The sequence below is a fragment of the Shewanella decolorationis genome (genome assembly GCF_004354305.1).
Classification (GTDB): Bacteria; Pseudomonadota; Gammaproteobacteria; order Enterobacterales; family Shewanellaceae; genus Shewanella; species Shewanella decolorationis.
This window is the reverse complement of sequence record NZ_CP037898.1, coordinates 933,236-957,139: the sequence shown is the minus strand read 5'-3', so window position 1 is coordinate 957,139 and position 23,904 is coordinate 933,236. Positions and strand designations below refer to the sequence as shown.

22 protein-coding genes and 9 tRNA genes are annotated in these 23,904 nt (G+C 48.0%); 2 read left to right on the top strand and 29 right to left on the bottom strand.

Features of this window, described 5'->3' with window-relative positions; translation table 11 throughout:
- Positions 1-38: 38 nt before the first annotated feature.
- The 14 genes from rpsO to rlmE all read right to left on the bottom strand — a co-directional run bounded on the left by rpsO (position 39) and on the right by rlmE (position 13,332).
- Positions 39-308 (bottom strand): 30S ribosomal protein S15, encoded by a 270-nt coding sequence (gene rpsO, locus EYR25_RS04245; protein WP_011621820.1) that lies wholly within the window; start codon positions 306-308, stop codon positions 39-41.
- 126 nt (positions 309-434) lie between these two features.
- On the bottom strand, positions 435-1,388 hold the full coding sequence (gene truB / locus EYR25_RS04240) for a tRNA pseudouridine(55) synthase TruB (protein ID WP_133178637.1): 954 nt from the start codon (positions 1,386-1,388) through the stop codon (positions 435-437).
- Positions 1,388-1,828: a 30S ribosome-binding factor RbfA gene (gene rbfA / locus EYR25_RS04235; protein WP_023268273.1), complete on the bottom strand. Its 441-nt coding sequence runs from the start codon at positions 1,826-1,828 to the stop codon at positions 1,388-1,390. The genes truB and rbfA overlap by 1 nt, the downstream gene beginning before the upstream one ends.
- Before the next feature lie 62 nt (positions 1,829-1,890).
- The gene (infB, locus tag EYR25_RS04230; RefSeq protein ID WP_133178636.1) at positions 1,891-4,548 is read right to left on the bottom strand and encodes a translation initiation factor IF-2; all 2,658 of its coding nucleotides are present in this window, start codon (positions 4,546-4,548) and stop codon (positions 1,891-1,893) included.
- A 25-nt stretch (positions 4,549-4,573) separates the two neighbouring features.
- Positions 4,574-6,073, bottom strand: coding sequence for a transcription termination factor NusA (gene nusA / locus EYR25_RS04225; RefSeq protein ID WP_023268275.1), 1,500 nt, complete (start codon positions 6,071-6,073; stop codon positions 4,574-4,576).
- Between the two features lie 29 nt (positions 6,074-6,102).
- Entirely contained in the window at positions 6,103-6,558 is a 456-nt protein-coding gene (gene rimP / locus EYR25_RS04220) for a ribosome maturation factor RimP (RefSeq protein WP_133178635.1), read from the bottom strand.
- Between the two features lie 169 nt (positions 6,559-6,727).
- A tRNA-Met gene (locus EYR25_RS04215) sits at positions 6,728-6,804 on the bottom strand.
- 83 nt (positions 6,805-6,887) lie between these two features.
- A tRNA-Leu gene (locus tag EYR25_RS04210) sits at positions 6,888-6,974 on the bottom strand.
- Positions 6,975-6,985: 11 nt separating this feature from the next.
- Positions 6,986-7,318 carry a preprotein translocase subunit SecG gene (gene secG, locus EYR25_RS04205; protein WP_011716140.1) on the bottom strand — a complete coding sequence of 111 codons (333 nt, stop codon included), beginning with the start codon at positions 7,316-7,318 and terminating at the stop codon, positions 6,986-6,988.
- 1 nt (position 7,319) lies between these two features.
- The gene (gene tpiA / locus EYR25_RS04200; protein ID WP_011071430.1) at positions 7,320-8,102 is read right to left on the bottom strand and encodes a triose-phosphate isomerase; all 783 of its coding nucleotides are present in this window, start codon (positions 8,100-8,102) and stop codon (positions 7,320-7,322) included.
- A 193-nt stretch (positions 8,103-8,295) separates the two neighbouring features.
- On the bottom strand, positions 8,296-9,633 hold the full coding sequence (gene glmM, locus EYR25_RS04195) for a phosphoglucosamine mutase (protein WP_023268278.1): 1,338 nt from the start codon (positions 9,631-9,633) through the stop codon (positions 8,296-8,298).
- A 74-nt stretch (positions 9,634-9,707) separates the two neighbouring features.
- Positions 9,708-10,541: a dihydropteroate synthase gene (gene folP, locus EYR25_RS04190; protein WP_133178634.1), complete on the bottom strand. Its 834-nt coding sequence runs from the start codon at positions 10,539-10,541 to the stop codon at positions 9,708-9,710.
- Between the two features lie 158 nt (positions 10,542-10,699).
- Entirely contained in the window at positions 10,700-12,673 is a 1,974-nt protein-coding gene (gene ftsH / locus EYR25_RS04185) for an ATP-dependent zinc metalloprotease FtsH (protein ID WP_039978623.1), read from the bottom strand.
- 29 nt (positions 12,674-12,702) lie between these two features.
- Positions 12,703-13,332 carry a 23S rRNA (uridine(2552)-2'-O)-methyltransferase RlmE gene (gene rlmE / locus EYR25_RS04180; protein WP_023268281.1) on the bottom strand — a complete coding sequence of 210 codons (630 nt, stop codon included), beginning with the start codon at positions 13,330-13,332 and terminating at the stop codon, positions 12,703-12,705.
- 90 nt (positions 13,333-13,422) lie between these two features.
- Between rlmE and yhbY the strand changes: the two genes are divergently transcribed.
- Positions 13,423-13,722: a ribosome assembly RNA-binding protein YhbY gene (gene yhbY / locus EYR25_RS04175; protein WP_011716136.1), complete on the top strand. Its 300-nt coding sequence runs from the start codon at positions 13,423-13,425 to the stop codon at positions 13,720-13,722.
- Positions 13,723-13,779: 57 nt separating this feature from the next.
- Here yhbY and secF read toward each other — a convergent pair whose 3' ends face one another.
- The 7 genes from secF to EYR25_RS04140 form a co-directional block, all read right to left on the bottom strand.
- Positions 13,780-14,664 (bottom strand): protein translocase subunit SecF, encoded by an 885-nt coding sequence (gene secF / locus EYR25_RS04170; protein ID WP_023268282.1) that lies wholly within the window; start codon positions 14,662-14,664, stop codon positions 13,780-13,782.
- A gap of 2 nt (positions 14,665-14,666) precedes the next feature.
- Positions 14,667-16,541 (bottom strand): protein translocase subunit SecD, encoded by a 1,875-nt coding sequence (secD, locus tag EYR25_RS04165; protein WP_133178633.1) that lies wholly within the window; start codon positions 16,539-16,541, stop codon positions 14,667-14,669.
- 368 nt (positions 16,542-16,909) lie between these two features.
- Positions 16,910-17,425 carry a hypothetical protein gene (locus EYR25_RS04160; protein WP_133182733.1) on the bottom strand — a complete coding sequence of 172 codons (516 nt, stop codon included), beginning with the start codon at positions 17,423-17,425 and terminating at the stop codon, positions 16,910-16,912.
- A 313-nt stretch (positions 17,426-17,738) separates the two neighbouring features.
- Entirely contained in the window at positions 17,739-18,215 is a 477-nt protein-coding gene (gene greA, locus EYR25_RS04155) for a transcription elongation factor GreA (protein ID WP_039978624.1), read from the bottom strand.
- A 243-nt stretch (positions 18,216-18,458) separates the two neighbouring features.
- Positions 18,459-19,277 carry a DUF4198 domain-containing protein gene (locus EYR25_RS04150; RefSeq protein WP_011716132.1) on the bottom strand — a complete coding sequence of 273 codons (819 nt, stop codon included), beginning with the start codon at positions 19,275-19,277 and terminating at the stop codon, positions 18,459-18,461.
- A gap of 29 nt (positions 19,278-19,306) precedes the next feature.
- On the bottom strand, positions 19,307-19,819 hold the full coding sequence (locus EYR25_RS04145; RefSeq protein WP_039978915.1) for a DUF2271 domain-containing protein: 513 nt from the start codon (positions 19,817-19,819) through the stop codon (positions 19,307-19,309).
- A 16-nt stretch (positions 19,820-19,835) separates the two neighbouring features.
- Positions 19,836-20,432, bottom strand: a complete 597-nt coding sequence (locus EYR25_RS04140) for a PepSY-associated TM helix domain-containing protein (protein WP_023268288.1) — start codon at positions 20,430-20,432, stop codon at positions 19,836-19,838.
- A gap of 404 nt (positions 20,433-20,836) precedes the next feature.
- Between EYR25_RS04140 and EYR25_RS04135 the strand changes: the two genes are divergently transcribed.
- Positions 20,837-21,472, top strand: a complete 636-nt coding sequence (locus tag EYR25_RS04135; protein ID WP_165953545.1) for a hypothetical protein — start codon at positions 20,837-20,839, stop codon at positions 21,470-21,472.
- Positions 21,473-21,758: 286 nt separating this feature from the next.
- Here the strand turns inward: EYR25_RS04135 and EYR25_RS04130 are convergent.
- From EYR25_RS04130 to ychF, 8 genes are all read right to left on the bottom strand, one after another.
- Positions 21,759-21,833, bottom strand: a tRNA-Gln gene (locus EYR25_RS04130).
- Between the two features lie 35 nt (positions 21,834-21,868).
- Positions 21,869-21,953: transfer RNA gene (locus EYR25_RS04125), tRNA-Leu, on the bottom strand.
- 83 nt (positions 21,954-22,036) lie between these two features.
- Positions 22,037-22,113 (bottom strand) — tRNA-Met (locus EYR25_RS04120).
- A 1-nt stretch (position 22,114) separates the two neighbouring features.
- Positions 22,115-22,189, bottom strand: a tRNA-Gln gene (locus EYR25_RS04115).
- A gap of 22 nt (positions 22,190-22,211) precedes the next feature.
- Positions 22,212-22,286 (bottom strand) — tRNA-Gln (locus EYR25_RS04110).
- A gap of 47 nt (positions 22,287-22,333) precedes the next feature.
- Positions 22,334-22,418: transfer RNA gene (locus EYR25_RS04105), tRNA-Leu, on the bottom strand.
- Positions 22,419-22,472: 54 nt separating this feature from the next.
- Positions 22,473-22,549, bottom strand: a tRNA-Met gene (locus tag EYR25_RS04100).
- 209 nt (positions 22,550-22,758) lie between these two features.
- Complete coding sequence (gene ychF, locus EYR25_RS04095) at positions 22,759-23,850, bottom strand: redox-regulated ATPase YchF (RefSeq protein WP_133178631.1); 1,092 nt, start codon at positions 23,848-23,850, stop codon at positions 22,759-22,761.
- Between the last annotated feature and the right edge of the window lie 54 nt (positions 23,851-23,904).

The following is a 23,904-nucleotide window of genomic DNA, read 5'->3' as shown; positions in this document are numbered from 1 at the left end:
GAGGCTTAGCCTCCTTTTTTACGTCAGAAAACGCGTGATTAACGACGTAAACCTAACTTTTGGATCAGCTCATTGTAACGCGCTGCTTCAGTACGCTTCAGGTAAGCTAATAACTTACGACGAGCGCTAACCATGCGTAACAGACCACGACGAGAGTGGTGATCGTGGATGTGCTCTTTGAAGTGATCTTGCAAATGGTTGATTTGAGCAGTTAACAGCGCAACTTGAACTTCAGTTGAACCAGTGTCGTTTGCGCCACGGCCAAATTCAGCCAGGATCTTTGCTTTCGCTTCAGTACTTAGTGACATGTGTCTCTCCAAATATAAAATGTGAATCTCTAGCCGATCACTAACTCAGCCAGAGGGCGCGCTATTCTACCCATAAACCTTGGCGCGCGCAATAAATGCGATGGATTAATAACCCAAGATAATCAATTAAGATGCTTTAGCTTGGTCATGTAACACGACTAAGCGCTTAGGCGCCAGTAAACCATCTTCATTCATCTCGCCGATACCGACAAAACGACGCTCACTTCCTAAGGTAATGCGCACTAGTGTATCTGCAACGAGTCCAGAGACTCGTACTGCCTGACCTTGCATAAGGTAAGCTGCGCTCGCATCAGGCACATTGACCTCGGGAAAGTCAGCAACCGCCGTATCCATAGGCAGCAACAGCGAGTCAAGTAAGCTACTTGGGTCAAGCTGCTCCTCCTGCGCCTTAGCGACTAAGGCCTCGAGCTGCTCAAGAGTGACCATTTTGTCGTAGGGATAATGGGCAACTTGAGTACGGCGCAGCATAATCACATGGGCACCACAACCGAGCATCTCACCTAAATCATCGATGATAGTGCGAATATACGTGCCCTTAGAGCAATGAATGTCTAAGGTCAGCTCATCGCCTTCAAGACCGATGAAATTCAGCTCAAAGACTGTGATTGGACGCGCCTCGCGCGGCACTTCAATGCCTTCGCGGGCATACTTATACAAAGGCTGGCCTTGGTATTTCAGCGCCGAATACATTGAGGGTACTTGCTGGGTATCACCACGGAAATGTTCTAAGGCGGACATTAACTGCGCCTCAGTAAACTCGAGCGGACGAGTCTGTACCACTTCACCGTCAGAGTCGCTGGTATCAGTGCGCTGCCCTAGTTTTGCAGTGACCAGATAACGTTTATCCGAATCGAGCAAATGCTGCGAAAACTTTGTCGCTTCGCCTAAACACACTGGTAGCATACCCGTTGCCAAGGGATCGAGTGCACCCGTGTGCCCCGCTTTGTTGGCATTAAAAAAGCGCTTTACCCGCTGTAATGCAAAGTTGGAGCTCATGCCAGTGGCCTTATCCAACAACACAATACCGTCGATAAAGCGGCCCTTTGAACGTCTCGCCATTACGCTTTACCTTCGGTGTCATCGGCTTCGTCGATGTCACTGTCTGTTACATCGTCGGCGCTACCAAACTGCTGTTGTTTCGCTTTATCGCTGTTGATGACTTGGCTGACGAGGTTAGACATACGCATACCTTCAACCAATGAGCTGTCATACACAAAACGGATTTCAGGCATGACTCTCAGCTTCATACGACCCGCCACTAAAGTACGGATATAAGGAGCGGCAGCAATCAGCGCGTTCAGCTTTTCTTGCACCACATCTTTGTCTTCTTCAAAGAAGGTGACAAAAACTTTGGCGTAACTTAAATCGCGGGACACATCGACATCATTAACGGTTACAAAGCCAATACGGGGATCTTTCATGTCGCGTTGTAACACAACAGCCAGCTCTTGCTGCAACTGCTGGGCTATGCGACGTGTACGACTGAATTCTTTTGCCATAATAGAGTTACCATAGCTAATGTATAAAATTGAAAGGGCGGCTAATGCCGCCCTCTTTATCGTTACAGTGTACGTGCCACTTCGACGGTTTCGAATACTTCGATTTGGTCACCCACGCGGACATCGTTGTAGTTCTTAACACCGATACCACATTCCATGCCGTTGCGAACTTCGTTAACGTCGTCTTTAAAGCGACGTAGCGATTCGAGTTCACCTTCGAAGATCACCACGTTATCACGCAGTACGCGGATTGGTGCGCTGCGCTTGATGGTACCTTCAGTCACCATACAACCGGCAATTGCGCCCAGTTTTGGTGACTTGAACACGTCACGAACTTCAGCCAGACCGATAATCTGTTGCTTGAATTCTGGTGACAACATACCCGTCATCGCCGCCTTCACTTCATCAATCAGATTATAGATAACGCTGTAGTAACGCAGGTCAACACTTTCGCTTTCGATAGTCTTACGCGCCTGTGCATCGGCACGGACGTTAAAGCCAACCATGATCGCGTTAGAAGCTGCAGCTAAGGTCGCGTCGGTTTCGGTCAGAGCACCCACACCGCGAGCGATAATGTTCACTTTCACTTCGTCGGTAGACAGACCCATTAAGGAGTCGGTAATCGCTTCGAGTGAACCTTGAACGTCTGCCTTCAGAACGATGTTCAGTTCCTTCACTTCGCCTTCGGTCATGTTCGCGAACATGTTTTCCAGCTTAGACTTCTGCTGACGTGCTAATTTCACGTCACGGAACTTACCTTGACGGTACAGTGCTACTTCACGGGCTTTACGCTCGTCGCGAACCACAGTTGCTTCATCACCGGCTGATGGCACACCTGACAGACCTAAGATCTCAACAGGGATTGATGGGCCCGCTTCAGTGATTGAACGGCCATTCTCGTCTTTCATCGCACGGATTTTACCGTACTCTAAACCACACAGAACGATGTCGCCTTGGCGCAGTGTACCTTCTTGAACCAGAATCGTTGCCACAGGGCCGCGACCTTTGTCCAGTTGTGATTCGATAACCACACCTGCCGCCATACCGTCACGTACCGCTTTAAGCTCTAATACTTCAGCTTGCAGCAGAATGCCTTCGAGTAGGTCGTCAACGCCAGCACCTGTCTTCGCAGATACGAAGGCGAACATGTTGTCTCCGCCCCACTCTTCAGACATAACGCCGTGTTGCGCTAATTCGCTCTTCACACGGTCGATATCGGCTTCTGGTTTGTCCATCTTGTTGACGGCAACAATCAATGGCACGTTACCCGCTTTAGCGTGTTGAATCGCTTCGATGGTTTGTGGCATTACGCCGTCATCGGCAGCAACAACCAGTACAACGATGTCCGTCGCTTTAGCACCACGGGCACGCATTGCGGTAAACGCGGCGTGACCTGGAGTGTCTAAGAAGGTGATCATGCCGTTTTCGGTCTCAACATGGTATGCACCGATATGTTGAGTAATACCACCTGCCTCACCCGCAGCGACTTTCGCGCGGCGAATATAGTCGAGCAGAGACGTTTTACCGTGGTCAACGTGACCCATAATGGTCACAACTGGCGCACGAGGCTCAAGTTTAACGCCACCGTCTTCATCACGCTCAGACAGCACTTGTTGCTCTAATTCGTTTTCACGGATCAGTACCACTTTGTGGCCCATTTCTTCAGCTACTAACTGGGCGGTTTCTTGATCTAACACTTGGTTGATCGTCACCATTGAACCCATCTTCATCATTTGTTTGATGATTTCAGTCGCTTTAACCGCCATTAAGTGGGCAAGTTCTGCCACAGTAACGGTTTCGCCGATACGCACATCACGGGTCACGGCAGCAACAGGCTTGTTAAAGCCGTGCGCCATTGATTCTGGCGCAGTGCTGCGGTTACGCATGTGTTTTTCGCGACCGTCACGGGCATCTTTACCACCACGTTTAGTCTTGGCGGTATTTTTGTTACGTGCACGACGACCACGTTTTTCTTCATCCATATCCGATGAATCTTCAGCAGCACGGGCCACTTTAGAGGTCGTGATATGGTGATCGCTGTAACGTTCAGCCTCTTTACGTTGACGCTCTTCTTCGTCCCAACGCTTAGAGTTTTCTTCCGCTAACAGACGCGCTTTTTCAGCCGCTTTAGCCGCTTCTTCATCTTGCTTACGCTTGGCGGCCTCGGCTTGCGCGGCTTTTAAACGCTCAGCTTCTAAACGAGCTGCTTCAACTTCTGGTGAAGCGTCTTTAGTCACTTTAGCATCAGCTGCGGCTTTCGCTTTTGCCTTAGCTTCTGCTTCGGCTTTTGCCTTGGCTTCGGCTTCAGCTTTCGCCTTAGCTTCGGCTTCCGCTTTTGCCTTGGCTTCCGCTTCGGCTTTCGCCTTAGCTTCTGCTTCGGCTTTTGCCTTCGCTTCTTCTTCAGCTTTTAGAACCGCTTCGCTCACGTCACGTTTTACGAAAGTACGGGTTTTACGCACTTCCACTTTGACGTCTTTAGATTGACCACCATTACCGGCCACACTCAGGGTCGATACGGTTTTACGTTGCAGTGTCATTTTGGTCGGTGCGCTTTCGCCGCCATGCTGCTTCTTCAGATAATCCAGTAACTGTTGCTTCTCAGCTTCAGACACGTTATCAGTTTGGCCTTTCTTAATTCCGGCCTGAGAGAATTGCTCAATCAGACGTTCAACACTTTTACCCACTTCCGTGGCCAATTTCTCTACGGTAGTATCTGCCATCAGTTAAATCCCCCTGTTGATCGACTTATGCTTCTTCGCCAAACCAACAGATGTTGCGGGCAGCCATGATCAGCGCACCTGCTTTTTCTTCTGTCAATTCTTCAATTTCGATCAAATCATCAATGCCTTGTTCAGCCAAGTCTTCTAGAGTCACGATACCTTTGCTTGCTAAAACATAGGCTAAGTGTCTTTCAACACCTTCAAGTGCTAATAACTCTTCACTTGGCTCCACACCATCTAGTGCTTCTTCAGAGGCGAGAGCTCGAGTTGAGATCGCCGCTTTTGCACGCTCACGTAATGCTTCAACAATATCTTCATCGAAGCCATCAATTGCTAATAATTCAGATACAGGTACGTAAGCTACTTCTTCGAGAGAAGTAAAGCCTTCGTCAGCCAGTACTTGAGCAAAATCTTCATCTACATCCAGTGCGTTCATGAATAAGCTTTTCACCTTAGCGCTCTCGGCTTGGTGCTTCTTGTTCATGTCTTCCACTGTCATCACGTTCAGTTCCCAACCAGTCAGTTGAGTCGCTAAACGGACGTTTTGACCGTTACGGCCAATGGCTTGCGCCAGACTTTCCGCTTCAACGGCGATATCCATTGAGTGGTTGTCTTCATCAACGATGATAGAAGCCACATCGGCAGGCGCCATTGCGTTGATCACATATTGTGCTGGATTATCATCCCACAACACGATATCGACACGCTCGCCACCCAGTTCATTCGATACCGCTTGGACGCGTGCGCCACGCATACCCACGCAAGCACCGATTGGGTCGATACGACGGTCATTTGATTTCACGGCGATCTTAGCGCGTGCACCTGGGTCACGGGCGGCGCCCATCACTTCAATAAGCTCATCGGCAATTTCCGGTACTTCAACACGGAACAGCTCAATCAGCATGTCTGGCTTAGTGCGAGTTAAGAATAACTGCGCGCCGCGTGCCTCAGGACGTACTGAATACAGCAGAGCACGTACGCGGTCACCAGGACGGAAAGATTCGCGTGAAATTAAATCTTCACGGAACAATACGCCATCAGCGTTGTTACCTAAGTCAACTACCACGCTTTCACGGGTCGCTTTTTTCACCACACCAGTGATCAGCTCGCCTTCTTTATCTTGGAACTGTTCAACCACTTGTGCACGCTCGGCTTCACGCACTTTTTGTACGATCACTTGCTTAGCGGTTTGAGTAGTAATACGGTCGAAGGCAACAGATTCTATCTGATCTTCAATGTAATCCCCTGGTTGGATTTCTGGGTTTTCAAAACGCGCAGCTTCCAAGGTGATTTCGCGATATGGGTTTTCTAACGCAACACCGTTATCGTCGATAACCATCCAGCGGCGGAAAGTTTCATAGGCGCCGGTTTTACGGTCGATAGAAACACGAACGTCGATATCGCCTTCGTATTTTTTCTTGGTCGCAGTTGCCAGCGCAGTTTCTAGCGCTTCAAAAATTTTCTCGCGTGGAACGGCCTTTTCATTTGAAACCGCCTCAGCGACTAGCAGAATCTCTTTATTCATTTCGTCTTGCCTCGTTCACCTTGAAACCATCAAAACTTAGCGATGATGTTGCCTTTACGGATATTATCCAAGGCGACAACCAGCTCTTTACCATTCACATTAAGTGACAGCATTTGGCCGTCAACCTGTGTAATGGCGCCTTTTAAATTACGACTACCCGCAACGGGCATAGTCAATTGAAGCTTGACATCCTCACCGATGTAGGCCGCATATTGTTCAGCATTAAACAGCGGTCTATCTACTCCTGGTGAAGAAACCTCTAAGGTATATTCGGTCGAAATAGGGTCTTCAACATCGAGAACAGCGCTGACTTGGCGACTTACGTTGGCACAATCTTCGATATTGATACCATTCTCACCATCAATGAACACGCGCAGGATTGAATGTTTACCCGCTTGTACATATTCAATGCCCCAAAGTTGGAAGCCTAATGCCTCCACAGGCACTTTGAGCATGTCTGCCAGTCTGGATTCTAATGTTGCCAAAATTGACCCCCGGAAAAAACAAAAAAGGGCTTAATAGCCCTAGTAAAGCGTCGTATTGGATACGACAAATTTAAAAGTCCAGATAACAAAAAACCCCGTAATAACGAGGTTTTTAGCTTTAAGAACCTGTAAACCATAACGAATTTAAATCTTATTCGTTACTAGGAGCTGGTTGCGGGGGCCGGATTTGAACCGACGACCTTCGGGTTATGAGCCCGACGAGCTACCAAGCTGCTCCACCCCGCGTCAACTGTGTGCAAGTATATTGACTATCGTCTTTGCTTGCAATAACTAAGTCAGCGCTTACTTCGTCTCACTTAGCTATATTATGGTGCCGAGAGCGGGACTTGAACCCGCACGTCCGTTAGGACACAGCCACCTCAAGGCTGCGCGTCTACCAATTTCACCACCTCGGCGACACCTTTTACTAGTCAGGAATTTTGGTTTCTGACTTTTCGGTTGCTTGATCAACTGGTTGAGTTACCTGTTCATCAGCACCTAAATTTTTCCATGCATCTTCATTTTTTGCGTGGTTTGCACTTAAGTTGCCAATCAGCAGACTTAAGGTGAAAAACGCAATGGCCAGAATCGCCGTTGTACGTGTCAGGAAGTTACCTGAACCGCTTGAACCGAATAAGGTACCTGATGCACCGGCGCCAAACGAGGCCCCCATGTCAGCTCCTTTTCCTTGCTGGATTAATATCAGGCCAATTAAACCTAATGCAACCAACAAGTAAACAACAACTAAAACTTCATACATATTATGCGCTCATCGCTATGGTACACAGACTTAAAAACTCGGTAGAGTTTAAACTGGCACCGCCAATCAGTCCACCATCAACATCAGGTTGGGCAAATAAATCTGCCGCGTTACTCGGTGTCACACTGCCACCGTACAAAATCCTGATATTTTCTCCGATAAACGGAGACACTTCAGAGAGACGTTTGCGTATAAACGCATGTACTTCTTGTGCCTGCTCTGGTGTCGCGCTCTTACCAGTCCCTACAGCCCATAATGGCTCGTAAGCGATAATGGCGTTATCAAAAGCCATAGTGCCATTTTTCTGGATCACTATATCCAACTCTTCCGCAATCACCTCGAAGGTACGTCTTGCTTCACGTGCTGGACCGGATTCACCCACACATAAGATTGGGGTTAAACCGTGCTTTTGTGCAGCGGCGAACTTCTCCGCTACGATATTACTCGTCTCTCCGTACATACGGCGACGTTCTGAATGCCCGATAATGACATATCGGCATCCGCAATCCTTAAGCATCTGGCCCGAAACTTCTCCGGTATAAGCGCCAAAGTCATGTTGACTTAAATTCTGAGCGCCCATCCTAACAAGTGAACCGTCTAACGCTTCCTTGTTTGCTTCTAGCAGTTGCCTTACGCTTTCTAGATAGATAGAAGGCGGGCATAAAACCACTTCAGCTGAATCATTTTGGAGCTTTGAGGCAAATTTTTTGAACAACTCTTGGGCTAATGCCGCACTGCCGTTCATCTTCCAATTGCCAGCTACCATAGGACGTCTGAGTGCCATCACTGTCTCCTCTGAAAGCGGCGTGAATAATAGCGAACCACTTATTAAGTTACAATAGCTAAATTCGAAATTTTTCAGATATTAGGTTGGAATGCTTACTTTTTACACGCCAAACCCTATTCTTGCTCATTAATGCAGCTAACACCTTCATTTTTAATCGGTATCAGCTGCACTCAACGAAAGATTAACTTGATTAGCTCGCCGATTTTACCGCATCTGCAATTAAATTGGCGTGCGCTAACACTGTATTGTGATCATCGCCTTCAACCATCACACGAATTAACGGTTCAGTACCGGATTTACGTAGCAATACGCGACCTCGGGCACCCAGTTGTGACTCAACCTGAGCCTGAGCGGCTTTAACTTTATCTGAGCTTAATGGGTCGTGTTCCCCCTCAAAGCGCACATTAACTAACACCTGTGGCAACATCTCCATCGGGGCAGTGAGTTGCTCTAGTGTGGCATTTTGTCGACGCATTGCCGCCAGCACTAAGATACCCGCCACGATACCATCTCCCGTTGTGCCATGGTCGAGGTTAAGGATATGGCCCGAGTTTTCACCGCCAATGCGCCAATCGAGTTCTTTCAGTAACTCCATCACATAACGGTCACCCACTTTAGAGCGGGCAAAGGGAATATCTAAGGCCTGCAAGGCTAAATCGAGACCTAAGTTAGACATTAGCGTACCGACAACGCCACCACGCAGCACGCCACGGGCTTTAGCATCACAGGCCAGAATATAGAGAATTTGGTCACCATCGATGACCTCTCCGCGACTGTTGACCATCATGATACGGTCGCCGTCACCATCAAGCGCAATCCCTAAATCGGCGCCTTCGGTCAATACGGTTTCGCAAATTTTCGCCATGGACGTGGCGCCCACTTTGTCATTGATGTTGACGCCATTGGGCTTATCACCAATGGTAATCACCTCAGCGCCTAACTCACGAAATACCGCAGGAGCAATGTGATAGGTCGCACCGTGAGCGCAGTCCACCACAATTTTTAGCCCTGTGAGGGTTTGATCCGCAGGGAAGTTGCCCTTGCAGTATTCGATATAACGGCCCCGCGCATCTTCAATACGTGACACTTTGCCCAATAGATGTGACTCAACACATTCTAAGGGCTTTTCTAATTCGGCTTCAATTTCCAGCTCTAGATTATCGTCAAGCTTGCTGCCATCGGTTGAGAAAAACTTAATGCCGTTATCGTAATAAGGATTATGGGATGCACTGATCACCACCCCCGCCTCGGCGCGAAACGTGCGAGTGAGATAAGCCACGGCAGGTGTTGGCATTGGCCCCATCAACATCACGTTCAGGCCGGCTGCAGAAAGACCCGCCTCTAAAGCTGACTCAAACATATAACCCGAAATACGGGTATCTTTACCAATAATCACTTTTTTGGTGCCGCTGCGGGATAACACCCGCCCTGCAGCCCAACCCAACTTTAATGCCAGCTCGGGAGTCATCTGGCCTGAACCTACCTTGCCACGAATACCATCGGTTCCAAAAAATTTACGTTCGCTCATATTGCCCCACAAACTTCAATGTGTCCCTTCGGTTGGGATCATAATATTAATAAAATACTTAACAAAAATAGCCTTTATAGATATGCCTGTGTCGCTTGTAACACTTTCAGCACATCGACAGTTTCAGGGACATCATGGACACGAATGATATGTGCCCCTTTCTGGGCCGCTATCATGGCACCAGCAAGGCTCCCCGCTAGACGCTCGGAGGTCGGTCTAGCAAGGAGGTTTCCTATCATGCTCTTACGGGATAAACCTATCAATATCGGCAGATCAAACTGCTCAAAACGCTCTAACTTCGCTAGCAGTTCATAGTTATGCTCTAAGGTTTTACCAAAGCCAAAACCTGGGTCGATTAGCAATCGCTCCCGCGGGATCCCCGCCTCGATGCAGGCTTGAATACGCTCACTCAAAAATTGAGACACATCAGCAACAAGGTCTTGATATTCAGGCGCCGTTTGCATAGTGCGCGGCGCGCCCTGCATATGCATCAAACAGATGGGTACATTCAGTTGTGCCGCGGTCTCTAAAGCCCCAGGCTCTAATAATGCGCGGACATCGTTGATTAAATGCGCACCGGCATTCACCGCTTGGCGCATCACTTCTGGTTTACTGGTATCGACCGAAATCCACACATCATGGTGCTTGGCAACATACTCTACCAAAGGGATCACCCGTGCGAGTTCATCCTCAACCGTCACATCGGCCGCACCCGGCCTTGTCGACTCGCCACCGATGTCGATGATAAGCGCCCCTTGGGCGACCATCTCATCGGCATGTTGGCAAGCTAATTCAAAGGAAGAGAACTTTCCACCGTCGGAAAAAGAATCAGGAGTAACATTCAAAATACCCATCACGACGGGCGAAGCTAAGGATAAGCGTTTGGTTCCAGCAATTAATTCAAACACGCATTGACTCCATTTGGGACAGCTTGCTAGCGCGTTTCATCCGTTTTCTGCGCGGTTCACTCATGTGACTGATTTATATTGAATGACAGCGCAGTCAATTTTCTAGCAAGATAAAACAAGAAAACCCCTTAACGGGGTTTTCTTTCAATTAACAACCGCTACTTAACGGGTGACTCATCTGCATCTTTCAGCTCTGCCTCAACGGGAGCGGTTTTTACCACTTCGTCGACTTTAACGGCAGGTTCACCTTTGCCATTGCCTTTGTCGTTTGAACCATTGTCATCCGCTTGCCAATCGGCAGGCTGACGCACTTCACGACGGTTCATCAAATCGTCAATTTGCAGTGAGTCAATGGTTTCATACTTCATCAGCGCGTCTTTCATCGAATGCAGAATATCGATGTTATCCAGCAGGATTTGCTTAGCACGGCCATAGTTTTTATCGATAAAGGCTTTCACCTCGGCATCGATAAGCGTCGCGGTTTCATCGGACATCGCCTTGGCTTTACCCATGCTACGACCTAAGAACACTTCACCTTCTTCCTCGGCATAGAGTAATGGACCGAGTTTGTCGGAGAAGCCCCATTGGGTCACCATGTTACGGGCAATCGATGTCGCATATTTAATGTCTTGCGAAGCGCCTGTAGACACTTTTTCGCTGCCGTAGATCAGCTCTTCGGCTAAACGACCACCGTAGGCAACCGAAATCTGGCTTTCTAACTTACGACGGCTTTGGCTAATCGCATCGGCCTCAGGTAAGAAGAAGGTCACACCTAACGCACGACCACGCGGGATAATGGTTACCTTGTGCACAGGGTCATGCTCTGGCACTAAACAGCCCACAATCGCGTGGCCCGCTTCGTGGTATGCCGTCATTTCTTTCTCGGCTTCCGACATCACCATAGAGCGGCGCTCTGCACCCATCATGATCTTGTCTTTTGCACGCTCGAACTCTTCCATACCGACAACACGGCGGTTACCACGCGCCGCAAACAGAGCCGCTTCGTTAACTAAGTTTGCTAAATCAGCACCAGAGAAACCAGGTGTGCCACGGGCAATTACGCTTGCTTTCACATCTTCAGAAAGTGGCACTTTACGCATATGCACTTTAAGGATTTGCTCACGACCGCGAACGTCCGGTAAACCAACAACCACTTGACGGTCGAAACGACCTGGGCGCAGCAGTGCAGAGTCCAATACGTCAGGGCGGTTGGTCGCCGCAATCACGATAATCCCTTCGTTACCTTCGAAGCCGTCCATCTCAACCAGCATTTGGTTAAGGGTTTGCTCACGCTCATCGTGACCACCACCTAAGCCTGCGCCACGTTGGCGACCTACGGCATCGATTTCGTCGATAAAGATGATACATGGCGCAGATTTTTTCGCCTGTTCAAACATGTCACGCACACGAGAGGCACCGACACCGACGAACATTTCTACGAAGTCAGAACCTGAAATGGTAAAGAAAGGTACCTTTGACTCGCCCGCAATCGCTTTAGCCAGTAGAGTTTTACCAGTACCTGGTGGGCCAACCATGAGCACGCCCGTTGGAATACGGCCACCCAGTTTTTGGAATTTGGTTGGATCACGCAGATAATCGACCAGCTCTTTCACTTCTTCTTTGGCTTCATCACAGCCTGCAACGTCAGCAAAAGTGGTCTTGATTTGGTCTTCGCTCATCAGCTTGGCTTTGCTCTTGCCAAAGGACATTGCGCCTTTGCCACCGCCGCCCTGCATCTGGCGCATAAAGAAAATCCATACCCCAATCAGCAGCAACATCGGGAACCAAGAAATAAATATCTGGGTTAAGAAACCCGATTCTTCGGCTTCTTGGCCTTTCATGGTGATGCCTTTACGGTCAAGATCATTAATTAAATCTTGGTCATACAGTGGCATGATGGTCGTGAATTTTTCACCCGTGCGCTTAGAACCTTCGATAGTACGTTGGTCACTTTTCACTTCAACACTGGCGACTTGTCCATCACGAACATTGTCTAGGAAAGTAGAATAATCCATCTTCTGCGATGACGAAGAAGAGGGGGAGTAACCCTGAAACACTGACATCAGCACGACGGCGATGACAACCCAGAGTATTAGATTTTTTGCCATGTCACTCAAATTACTAGACCTCATAAAGTCTTGCGATGATTAACGCTAGGGTACTACAACTTGTACCCTGTCGCCACAAGATAGACTTCACGGGAGCGTGCCCGCGACGAGTCCGGTTTACGTGTTTTTACTACTTTGAATGCGTCTTTTACCGCCTTCATATATTCGTCAAACCCCTCCCCCTGAAAGACTTTGACCGCAAAACTGCCGTTAGGTGCCAATACTTGATGACACATATCTAACGCCAGTTCGACTAAATACATGGCGCGCGGCTGATCGACACCATCGGAACCACTCATGTTGGGCGCCATATCAGATAATACAACGTCAACCTTATCCGCACCGACGCGAGTTAGCAATGCTTCGAGCACTTTCTCTTCACGAAAATCCCCTTGCAAGAAATCCACGCCGACGATGGGATCCATTGGCAAAATATCGCAGGCGATAACTTTACCTCTGTCTCCGACTAGCTTAACGGCTACCTGAGACCAACCACCTGGCGCTGCCCCCAAATCAACTACTGTCATTCCTGGGCGGATCAACTGGTCCTTTTCTTGGAGCTCCTCAAGCTTAAACGCAGCGCGAGAACGCAATCCCCGTTTCTGTGCTAGTTTGACATAATGATCATCAAAGTGTTCCTGCATCCAACGGGTGGAACTGGCCGTACGTTTTTTACCTGACATTTAAAATCCGCAACAATTGAGAGTTACACAAAGGCTATATAAGGGTAGAATAGCGGTTTTTCAACAGTAACTCAGCAAAAGTTGGTAGAAATGAACTTAACAACCAAACAAAAACAGCATTTAAAAGGCCTGGCGCATAATTTAAAGCCAGTGGTGCTGCTTGGTGCCAATGGATTGACTGAAGGTGTACTCGCTGAAATTGAAAGCGCACTCGCTTATCATGAACTGATTAAAGTGAAAGTAGCCTCTACCGATAGAGAGCTAAAAAATGCCATCGTTGATGCCATAGTACGTGAAACTCAATCTGCAAAAGTGCAACTTATTGGTCATATTCTGGTGATTTATCGTCAATCGCCTGAAATGAAAATTGCTCTGCCAAGAGCGAAGTAATTTTCCAGCCTTAAACAAAACGGCCACTCAAGCGAGTGGCCGTTTTGTTTTTAGCACTTAAGGCGTGTCGGTGATGACTTGTACTTTATAATGTTCAGAGTTTAATCCTAAAAACTCAGGCAATGAAGTACCAACAGAAATGGATGAAAAGGTGCCAGTCAAGATGCCGATAAACATGGCTATCGAGAATCCTTCTAACGGCCCACCACCCATAATCCATAACGCTCCGACCGTCATTAAGGTGGTTCCAGAGGTCACCATAGTTCGGGAAAAGGTTGCCACAATCGCTTGGTTATTCGTTTCTTGAATTGCAAGTTTCGGCTTAGCAATCAATAACTCCCGAATACGGTCGGCGATAATGATCGAATCGTTGAGCGAATAACCTAAAATCGCCAGCACGGCGGCGAGCACGGTTAAATTAAACTCCATTTGGGTTAGTGAGAAAAAGGCGAGTACAAAAATCACGTCGTGCACCAGTGCAAATATCGCACCTGAGGCGAGACGCCATTCGAAGCGATAACTCAAATACCCTAAAATACACAGCATGGCCACCAACAAAGCAAGACCGCCCTGCTCGGCTAACTCTTTACCCACTTGCGGGCCGACAATACTAGTGTTCAGCACTTGCACCTCACCTAGTGGCGCTAAGGTTTGCGCAATATCAACATTACTTTGTGCAGTGTCGGCATAGCGCAATACCCAACGCCCAGGCTCACTGGCCGAAATCACCGTCACCTCTTGCTGATAAGCCGCATTTAATAAGGGTTGCAGCTCACTACTGGTGATCCGTTTATCGAGCTGAACTTCGGTCACCACACCGCCCGTAAAGTCTAGGCCCCAGTTAAAGCCTTTCATCCCGATGATAGTGAGTGAGGCCAGCATTAAAAAGATAGAGATAGCGCTCGAAATATAGCGCCATTTAGTCAGATTGATATTCTTCATACTTATACCCTCACATGGCGGCGCGCATCACGCCCATAAACAAGGTTGATTAAGGCTCTTGAGGCAAAAATACCGGTAAACATACTGGTCAGCAGACCTAAACCTAAGGTCAAGGCAAAGCCTTGGATGGGGCCATTACCGATGGAATAGAGCACAACCGCGGTGATCATAGTGGTGAAGTTAGCGTCGAAAATGGTTGAAAATGCACTGTCAAAGCCAGTGTCGATAGCCAGAGCGAAGCTGCGCCCCTCTTTCAACTTGTCTTTAATCCGCTCGAAGATCAGTACGTTGGTATCGACCGCCATGCCGACTGTTAACACCAGACCGGCAATGCCTGGTAAGGTCAATACCGCGCCGGGGATCAATGCCAACAAACCAAAGAGAATAACCATGTTGGCAATCAAGGCCACATTGGCCACCCAACCAAGACGGCGATACCAGAGTGCCATAAACAGCAAGGTGATTCCCATGCCAAGGCCGAGCGCAGCAAACCCGTTTTGAATGTTTTCGGCGCCAAGGGTCGGGCCAATGGTGCGCTCTTCAACAATGGTCACGGGCGCCGTCATTGAGCCCGCGCGTAGCAGCAGCGCTAATTGCTGCGCCTCTTGATAGGTGCCAGCGCCCGTAATTCTAAAGCGATCTCCGAGCTGTGATTGAATGGTTGCGACACTAATGATCTCTTGGGTTTGCTTAGCTTTTCCCTGCTCATCCCGGCTATATTCGCTGTAAGACGTTGCCATCGGCTTACCGATATTGGCGCGGGAAAACTCCGACATTTTTTTGCCACCGATACGGTCGAGGTGAATGTTCACTTCGGCCATGCCCATTTCGCCAATATTGGCGCGGGCATCGACAATATGATCGCCGCCCAATACTGGCGTGCGAGCCACATAAACAGGATTGCCAGATTTATCCTTCAGCACCTGTGCGTTCACTGAACCCGATTCTTTAACTTCAAAAAAGGCCAAACTTGCGGTCGCACCAATCACGTTTTTCGCGGCAGCTGGGTCTTGTACGCCGGGGAGTTCGATACGGATACGGTGTTCGCCCTGACGCTGTACTAGAGCCTCAGTGATACCCAGCTCCTCAATCCGGCTACGCATAATTTGCAGGTTTTGCTGCACGGTTAAATTACGTAACTTGATTTGCTCTTCTTGAGCGAGTTTTACCACTAAGCCATTATCCGCATTGGTTAATTGCCAAGTCGGGTAGCTTTGCTGCATAAACTGGCGAATGGTTGAGCGTGTGTTATTGGTGGATTGAGCCGCGTCATTAAATGCAATTGCTATTTGCAATCCTGCGTCATCGCGCGTGCTATCAATACGCACACTGGCGCCGCGAATTTGCTGTTCACGCAAAAACTGTCGAAGGGACTCAACTAATGCATCTGCTTGGGCTTGATAGACAGGCTGCACATCCACATCCAGCAAAAATTGCACCCCACCGCGCAAATCGAGCCCGAGTTTAATCGGTTCAAAGCCCATATTTTGCAGCCAACTCGGCGCAGCACTCACCAGTGCCAGCGTGAGCTCTTTAGGCTCATTCACCATGGATGACACTAAGGTCTTTACCAAGGTTTGCTCGCTGTCATCATTGAGCACGATAAGCGTTTGCCCGTCTTCTGAGTTGTTGGCACTGCCATGTTGGGCATGCTTAACTTCGATACGCTTAACCTCAACGCCCTGCGCCTTTAATTTATCCCGCAGTTCAATGGGGGTTAAATTAAGCCCCGCTTTAGCGCCCACCTGCACGGCGGCGTCTTCTCCATACCAAGTCGGTAAGGCGCTAAATAACATCACGATAATCGTGACGATAAGCACAACGTATTTCCAAGCTGAATAATGATTTAGCAGCTTTTTACTCTGAATTTTATCCATAGATATCACTCGCATGGTATTGCCCGATCTGATAGCCATCTGTAGCGCTAATAAACATGAGCGAACAATCACTGTATGTACGGTGAAACCTGTAAACACGGCTCCCACAAGGAGTGCGCTAAGCGCTTGCAAACTCAATGGTGATAACCAGTTAAATTCGTCTAAGCCGAATGGATTTAAATCCAATGCGATTTAGTCGCACCTTCGGCAATCACTCCGCAGGCTTTGACGCTAGGTTATCGGGTACAGGTTTCGGATGACAAAATGCAAAGTTAATCAAAGGTATCCGTAGAAGCGTATAGTTCAGGTGACAAACTCAAACGGTATCTTGCTGGATAAGCCTTACTAACTTGCGACAGAGAAGTGAGTTAAGCGGCTTGCTGACTAAAGCGATATTGAAGGTTGGAGACTTTCCAGCCGGAGATCCGCGCGGGTGAAGACTCGGCTAAGAGGGTCCAATCCGGACGAGCATCGAGGCGAATATTTTCCCCTAATGCAGGCGCGGGCTCAGGCACAAACTCGAAAGCCAACAGATAATTAGGTTTCACCTCACGCATATCATGCTGAACAAGATTGATAAAACGCTGGGAGTTTATCGGAGCAAAGTTAAAATCATCCGAGTGACTGACTAATTCAGACTCTGAGCAATCGGTGGCTTGTGTATTATCTGAAGCTATGCAGACAGCTTTGCTATCGCTCGCAGTCGATGGTGGCGTTGAGTGATGTGAGGCAGTGCTCTCTTGCATAGAGAGTGAAAGCGTATCCGCGGTAAGCACCGTTGTCACTACCGTTTGAGGCGCTAAATGCAGTTGCTGCGCGGTTAAGCTGCGCGGCGCATAGCCACCCGCATGGGCGATCAAGATGATCGACATGCAGAGTAACATTAATCCTTGGCGCCAGTGCTTAATCAAACTCAGTTCCTAAAAGGTACACGCAACCATTTACGTGATGAAATATTTACAGAAGAAACCACACTTTCTTGGATAGCTTTCGTAAAGAACCTGATGAATACATAGAAAACTCCAAGCATGCAGCTTAGGTAACTACCGCTTTAGAGGCAAGTTAAACTTTATCCATCTTGCGAATTTGTGCGCTGAAGATTCTGATCTTGCAGTGTTTTAGGTATAAAAAGGGCATAAAAAAGCCGCCCTAGGCGGCTTTTTATCGGTAAAACAATCGAGTCTGGCGTACTAAGACTTAGATATATTGTACCGAAATAATTTCGTAATCGGTCAAACCACCTGGGGTGGCAATCGACACTTCATCACCTTCATTCTTACCCACTAAACCACGGGCAATCGGAGAATTAACTGAAATCAGGTTTTCTTTGATGTTGGCTTCATCATCGCCCACGATACGGTAAGTGACTTCTGCATCGGTATCCAAATTTAAGATAGTGACAGTCGCGCCAAAAATAATACGACCATTGTTCACCATCTTAGTCACATCGATGATCTGCGCGTTAGAAAGTTTGCCTTCGATGTCACGGATACGCGCTTCACAGATCCCTTGCTCTTCACGGGCTGCATGATATTCCGCGTTTTCCTTTAGGTCGCCTAACTCTCTCGCTGAGGCAATCGCTTCAGTGATTTTCGGGCGACGTTCAAACTTGAGCATATCTAACTCTTTACGCAGCTGTTCTGCACCGACAACTGTCATAGGAACCTTAGTCATAACTTCTTTCGTCTCCTTTAAAACAAAAGCAACCCGTGCCGACGCTAAAGGTCAACACAGTCAAATTGGGGTGGAATTGCGCTATTCTAATCGTTATGCGCTTGGGATGCATCAAGAACGATACACCAGTGCAGCTTACTGAAGCTCAGGCTCAGATGCTAGTGCCAAAGTATAATAGTGCGAACTTAAGTAGGAAATGCCCACAAATGAATTCGTGGGCATGGGGAGCGTTAAAGCATGCGCTTATTCAAGCCCTGCTTCGAAGGTCAAAAAGATTTCGCTAACTGTTTTATCGGCAAGCGATTTATCAGGACTTGGACGTTCAATAGAGGCATGCAGCAGATAACGACCAGCTGCTGGCAGCGTCATCGCCACTTTACCTTCTTTATCCGAAGTTAAACTGATTTCTTCTGGCTTGTTACGGTACAGGCTGCCATCCTTCATGATCGCCACACTCACGCCTTCGACAGGCTTACCATCGTAAACAAACTGCAGTGTTGCGGGTTCATTTTCAACAATATCAGCGGGATGGGTAATAGGCACCAATTCCAAGTATTCACCTTTCGGCGCTAATACCTTATCGGTGGGTTTGTTGCGAGTCACATAGGTTTCGACCCGCGCCACATTTAATGAGCCTTTAAGCTCATAGGCATCCTTTGGCATCACGGCCGCTGTCGCTTTTTTATCGAGTCGACTGCGTACCATGCCTTCTTTACCTTTGATTTTGTAGACAGAAAAGTATCTCGGCGTGACTTCTTTCTCGAACTTATAGGTACCATCTTGCAATAATTGCACGTCGAAAACCGATTTACGACCACCAGTGTAGCTTGAGCTTGGGGAGCTTGGCTTACCATCGGGTAAGTACACTCGCACATCGCTTGCGGTGACCGGTTTATCAAACATAAACACTTGGTTACTGGCGGAAACGTCGGAGGTGATCCACACCGCCTCTTGGCTTTCGGCCGAGACATTATAGTGGCTAGGTAAAATCCAGCGATCATGGCTGCTCGCCAATGGGCTGATGCAGAGCGCGCTAACTAAGGCAAGTAAACGTAGTTTCATCTTCATATCCTTTCAGTAAAGTGCAAGGCTTAGCGAGTCATACCGCTTAAGCGAATATCAATCACGCCAGTTTCAGTGGTCGCTGGTAGCTGGGCGGTAAAATCCCCCGCAGTTAAATCAATATTTTGTCTCACAAGATCACGCCCACCGTGCTCGCGTACCACTTCGATAAACACTGTGTAGGAGGCTGGAGTCAGCGGTTTACCCGCATCATCCGTTAAGTCCCAATCAATTTTGTAATGGCCTGCGGGCTTAGTCGCCGAGGCGATACCGTCAACAAAGCTCATGTCTTCGCGCCCAGCCTTTCGCCACCAACGACGAATATCCTTGAGCCATTTATGCCCCTCATCCCATACCCATAGGCTTATGGTTTTAACGGTTTGACCCTTGGCATCCTCAACCCACACTGCCACATAGGGTCTGTGATACTGACCCTCAGTAATTTCAGGTAAGGTCAAATCAATGGTCATTTTCGGTGCGGCAAATACCGCTGAACTCACAAACAACGCACCGATGGCGCTGGTGCGTATAAGCTGACGCATCATTAATCGGTTCTCCCTATGGAACAAAATAGACATACACAAGTGCGCAGCCTGAACTGACAAGCACCATATACAACAAGGATTTTTTCAATCGTTTCGTTTGAGGTACTAGCAAATAGGCGCCGGTGAGCGAAAAGAGAATAATCAACAAGGCGCAGAGATCTAACACCCAAGCCCAGACAATCCCAGTATTGCGCCCCTTGTGTAGATCGTTCAGCACCGCAATAACGCCATAATCTAAGGTCTCAACATAGGCTTTACCGTCGAGCAGATCTAAGGTGACGGTGCGATAGGTGCCAGGGCCTTTATTCACTAGGCTTATCTCATCCTCATCAATATCGGCAGTACCGATATCCATATCCCATTGGCTTTTTAACCAATGCCCCGCCGCTAAACGCCACTCAGGCTCCTGTGGCGCAGCTGGTATCAAGTAGTTAGGAATATCAAACTGTTCATGTCGCGGTTCTTGATCCGCTGAAGAAAACCAATTGGGGTGGTTTAAAGTGATCCCAGTAATAGCAAAAAACAGCATTAACAGCAGCAGTGCCATAGAGACATAAACATGAATAATCCGAGCGAAGGAAAGCGATGATTTACTGACTTTTAATTTCAATGACTGACTCTCAAGAAGGGATATTAGGCGAGCGCCTAAATCGCCACCAACCGTTAGCTAATAGCCTGTATTAACGAAAATTAATTGGATAGAGATTAAATGATATTTATTATCAACAAACTCAAATTTACATTCTTTACATCTCAAGTACGGTATAACGGCAAGGTTGATGGGAAATATCACAAACTCACAGTGTGAAAAAAGAAGCTGAGAACACAGAAACAATTGTAAAACCAATACAATTTCAATTAGATAAAACCTAACCTTTTACCCTCTAATCACTGTAAAAATTTACTTATTCACCCCTCTCGTTTACAGAATCGCAATCGGCTACAATCCGCCGCCGGCGACTTGCTGGTACTTCCAAAGGAAATATCATCTTGAGTACAACTCTGCTCAAAAAAATGCGTTGCCTACACATTATCTGGCTCGCATTAATGCTTAATGCCTGTGTTGCTCCGCTGCTGTTAATGTCCCCCCAAGGCCAACTGATGTGGGCACTGCTAAAACCCCTTGTCGGATTAAATCCAAATGACGTGGGGCTGTTCGAACAGCCACTGATTAAAGATCGGATGAAGGCCCTGCTCGGAGACAATTACGAGACCACGGTATCGCTGCTAAAAACCGCCGATAAAATCCAACAGGAAGGTCCGCTGTTTTATATGGTGTCGACCTATACGCCTGTGCCGGAAATGGCCGAAAAAGCAGGTTTTGTGTGGAACTCAGAAACCAACCAAATAGCGGTGATGTTGCTTACGGGTGGCTCGCCAAAAATTATCTCTGAGCAATTTACCGATCAGGCAGAGAAACTGGTACCAAGCTGGCCTAAAGAACTGGCTGACTACACAGATCCGCAAAAACTACAGCAAAAGGCGATAGATGCAGGCACGGAAAAACTACAAGAACAAGTCCCAGCGGCTGCGCCCCTAAAAGCGGTTGCCACAGGCGATGTAAAAGCGACGCAGGAAGCAGTGCTTGAAAAGGCGGTGAGTGAAGTCGCAGCCCCCGCAGCGATTAAAGAAGTAAAACCCGTACAATAACGACTGCTCGACGCTCGGCGAGCGTTTTAGCCGCATTTCACTTTTGTCGGTGTCAGCCACAGTGTTTATTCAACACTGTGGCTTTTTTATCTCTATAAACACCCATTAAGCACATCTTAGCCATTAGCACATAGCCAAAATTCAAGGCTTGCGCTAGTGATGCCATAGCACGCTAACCATATCGGAAAGAAGATTGGAAAATAACGAAGTAATGAGAGAGTGACTCGATAAGCACATACAAAAGACAGAAAGCAAAAAGCCCGTCGTAGGACGGGCTTTTTAACTATGGCTGGGGTACTAGGATTCGAACCTAGGTATGCCGGGATCAAAACCCGGTGCCTTACCGCTTGGCGATACCCCAATTAACTTGTCATCAACCTAAAGGTTGCATTTTGATGGTACGGGAAGAGAGACTTGAACTCTCACACCTCGCGGCACCAGAACCTAAATCTGGCGTGTCTACCAATTTCACCATTCCCGCATCAAAATGTACCAGATTGGCAAACAAAGGCGTCTCTGGATTTTTACCAGATAAATCAAATTGATTTAACGTGGATTTAAATATGGTAGCAATGGCGGGACTTGAACCTGCGACCCCAGCATTATGAGTGCTGTGCTCTAACCAGCTGAGCTACATTGCCATGGCTGGGGTACTAGGATTCGAACCTAGGTATGCCGGGATCAAAACCCGGTGCCTTACCGCTTGGCGATACCCCAAAAACTGAGAAACATGAAATGATGGCTGGGGTACTAGGATTCGAACCTAGGTATGCCGGGATCAAAACCCGGTGCCTTACCGCTTGGCGATACCCCATCACTAACTTGTTTCATACATCCGCTAACGCCGATGTTTAAAAATAATGGTACGGGAAGAGAGACTTGAACTCTCACACCTTTCGGCACCAGAACCTAAATCTGGCGTGTCTACCAATTTCACCATTCCCGCACTGTTTCAATTTGACATCCTGAATTGATGCTAGCAAACGCTAGGATAACGAAATGGTAGCAATGGCGGGACTTGAACCTGCGACCCCAGCATTATGAGTGCTGTGCTCTAACCAGCTGAGCTACATTGCCACTTCGTTATTGCGCGCCCCTCGTAGCGAGGAACGGGGCGTATTATGCTTATTCGAGGTATCGAGGTCAACAGCTTTTTTTCGCTATTTCCCTCGAGACAAACCGTTCGGCTATTACTTCACCAAACTGAGCAACAGATGCGCTAAATCAACCTCTGTTGCCCGTATTTTGCCTTACTTTCTAAAGCTTAGCCCTTTTTATCAAAGCTGTTATACGTTAAACAGGAAGTGCATTACATCGCCGTCTTGTACAATGTATGTCTTGCCTTCTACACGTAACTTACCTGCTTCTTTGGCGCCCGCTTCACCTTTATAGGTAATAAAGTCATCAAATGCCATCACTTGAGCACGAATAAAGCCACGTTCGAAGTCGGTGTGAATAACGCCCGCTGCTTGTGGTGCCGTCGCGCCTACAGAAACTGTCCAAGCACGCACTTCTTTTACACCCGCAGTGAAGTAAGTTTGCAGGTTCAGCAATTGGTATCCAGCGCGGATCACGCGGTCTAACCCTGGCTCTTCTAACCCGAGGTCCGCCATAAACTCATCACGCTCTTCGGCCTCCATTTCAGCCAGTTCTGACTCAATGGCGGCACACACAGACACGACAATGGCATTTTCTTTTTCAGCAATGGCACGTACTGCATCTAAGTGTGGGTTGTTTTCGAAACCATCTTCAGCCACGTTAGCAATGTACATGGTTGGCTTTAAGGTTAAGAAGTTTAAGTAAGCAACGGCTTCTAATTCTTCCTTTGAAAGATCCATAGAACGCAGCATATGGCCTTCATCGAGGATGGGACGCATCTTCTCGAGAACATCCACTTCAAACTTAGCGTCTTTGTCGCCGCCCTTAGCGCGTTTTTGTTGGCGGATCACCGCACGCTCTAAGCTGTCTAAGTCGGCTAATGCCAATTCAGTGTTGATGACTTCGATATCGCGTGCAGGGTCAACACGGTTAGCCACGTGGACAATGTTGTCATCTTCAAAGCAACGCACCACGTGACCGATAGCATCGGTTTCGCGGATGTTGGCAAGGAACTTGTTACCTAAACCTTCACCTTTAGACGCGCCCGCCACTAGACCAGCAATATCCACGAATTCCATGGTGGTTGGCAGTACACGTTGCGGATTTACAATTGCCGCCAACGCGTCTAAGCGTGGATCCGGCACAGGTACTACGCCAGTGTTTGGCTCGATGGTACAAAACGGGAAGTTTGCCGCTTCGATGCCAGCCTTAGTTAACGCATTAAAAAGCGTTGATTTACCTACGTTAGGAAGACCAACAATGCCGCATTTAAAACCCATATTCTTACCTTTCTCTCGATGATAGGCTGGCGAGTCACACTCACCAGCAAGTTT

What these genes read in the sequence shown, in the direction of transcription:
- ftsH (WP_039978623.1), bottom strand. Translation starts at nt 12,673, where the DNA reads ATGAGGTCTAGTAATTTGAGTGACATGGCAAAAAATCTAATACTCTGG.
- glmM (WP_023268278.1), bottom strand. Translation starts at nt 9,633, where the DNA reads ATGAGCGAACGTAAATTTTTTGGAACCGATGGTATTCGTGGCAAGGTA.
- secD (WP_133178633.1), bottom strand. Translation starts at nt 16,541, where the DNA reads ATGGATAAAATTCAGAGTAAAAAGCTGCTAAATCATTATTCAGCTTGG.
- yhbY (WP_011716136.1), top strand. Translation starts at nt 13,423, where the DNA reads ATGAACTTAACAACCAAACAAAAACAGCATTTAAAAGGCCTGGCGCAT.
- rlmE (WP_023268281.1), bottom strand. Translation starts at nt 13,332, where the DNA reads ATGTCAGGTAAAAAACGTACGGCCAGTTCCACCCGTTGGATGCAGGAA.
- greA (WP_039978624.1), bottom strand. Translation starts at nt 18,215, where the DNA reads ATGACTAAGGTTCCTATGACAGTTGTCGGTGCAGAACAGCTGCGTAAA.
- EYR25_RS04160 (WP_133182733.1), bottom strand. Translation starts at nt 17,425, where the DNA reads ATGTTACTCTGCATGTCGATCATCTTGATCGCCCATGCGGGTGGCTAT.
- EYR25_RS04145 (WP_039978915.1), bottom strand. Translation starts at nt 19,819, where the DNA reads ATGCGTCAGCTTATACGCACCAGCGCCATCGGTGCGTTGTTTGTGAGT.
- rpsO (WP_011621820.1), bottom strand. Translation starts at nt 308, where the DNA reads ATGTCACTAAGTACTGAAGCGAAAGCAAAGATCCTGGCTGAATTTGGC.
- rbfA (WP_023268273.1), bottom strand. Translation starts at nt 1,828, where the DNA reads ATGGCAAAAGAATTCAGTCGTACACGTCGCATAGCCCAGCAGTTGCAG.
- EYR25_RS04135 (WP_165953545.1), top strand. Translation starts at nt 20,837, where the DNA reads ATGCGTTGCCTACACATTATCTGGCTCGCATTAATGCTTAATGCCTGT.
- secF (WP_023268282.1), bottom strand. Translation starts at nt 14,664, where the DNA reads ATGAAGAATATCAATCTGACTAAATGGCGCTATATTTCGAGCGCTATC.
- nusA (WP_023268275.1), bottom strand. Translation starts at nt 6,073, where the DNA reads ATGAATAAAGAGATTCTGCTAGTCGCTGAGGCGGTTTCAAATGAAAAG.
- infB (WP_133178636.1), bottom strand. Translation starts at nt 4,548, where the DNA reads ATGGCAGATACTACCGTAGAGAAATTGGCCACGGAAGTGGGTAAAAGT.
- tpiA (WP_011071430.1), bottom strand. Translation starts at nt 8,102, where the DNA reads ATGGCACTCAGACGTCCTATGGTAGCTGGCAATTGGAAGATGAACGGC.
- EYR25_RS04150 (WP_011716132.1), bottom strand. Translation starts at nt 19,277, where the DNA reads ATGAAACTACGTTTACTTGCCTTAGTTAGCGCGCTCTGCATCAGCCCA.
- truB (WP_133178637.1), bottom strand. Translation starts at nt 1,388, where the DNA reads ATGGCGAGACGTTCAAAGGGCCGCTTTATCGACGGTATTGTGTTGTTG.
- ychF (WP_133178631.1), bottom strand. Translation starts at nt 23,850, where the DNA reads ATGGGTTTTAAATGCGGCATTGTTGGTCTTCCTAACGTAGGTAAATCA.
- secG (WP_011716140.1), bottom strand. Translation starts at nt 7,318, where the DNA reads ATGTATGAAGTTTTAGTTGTTGTTTACTTGTTGGTTGCATTAGGTTTA.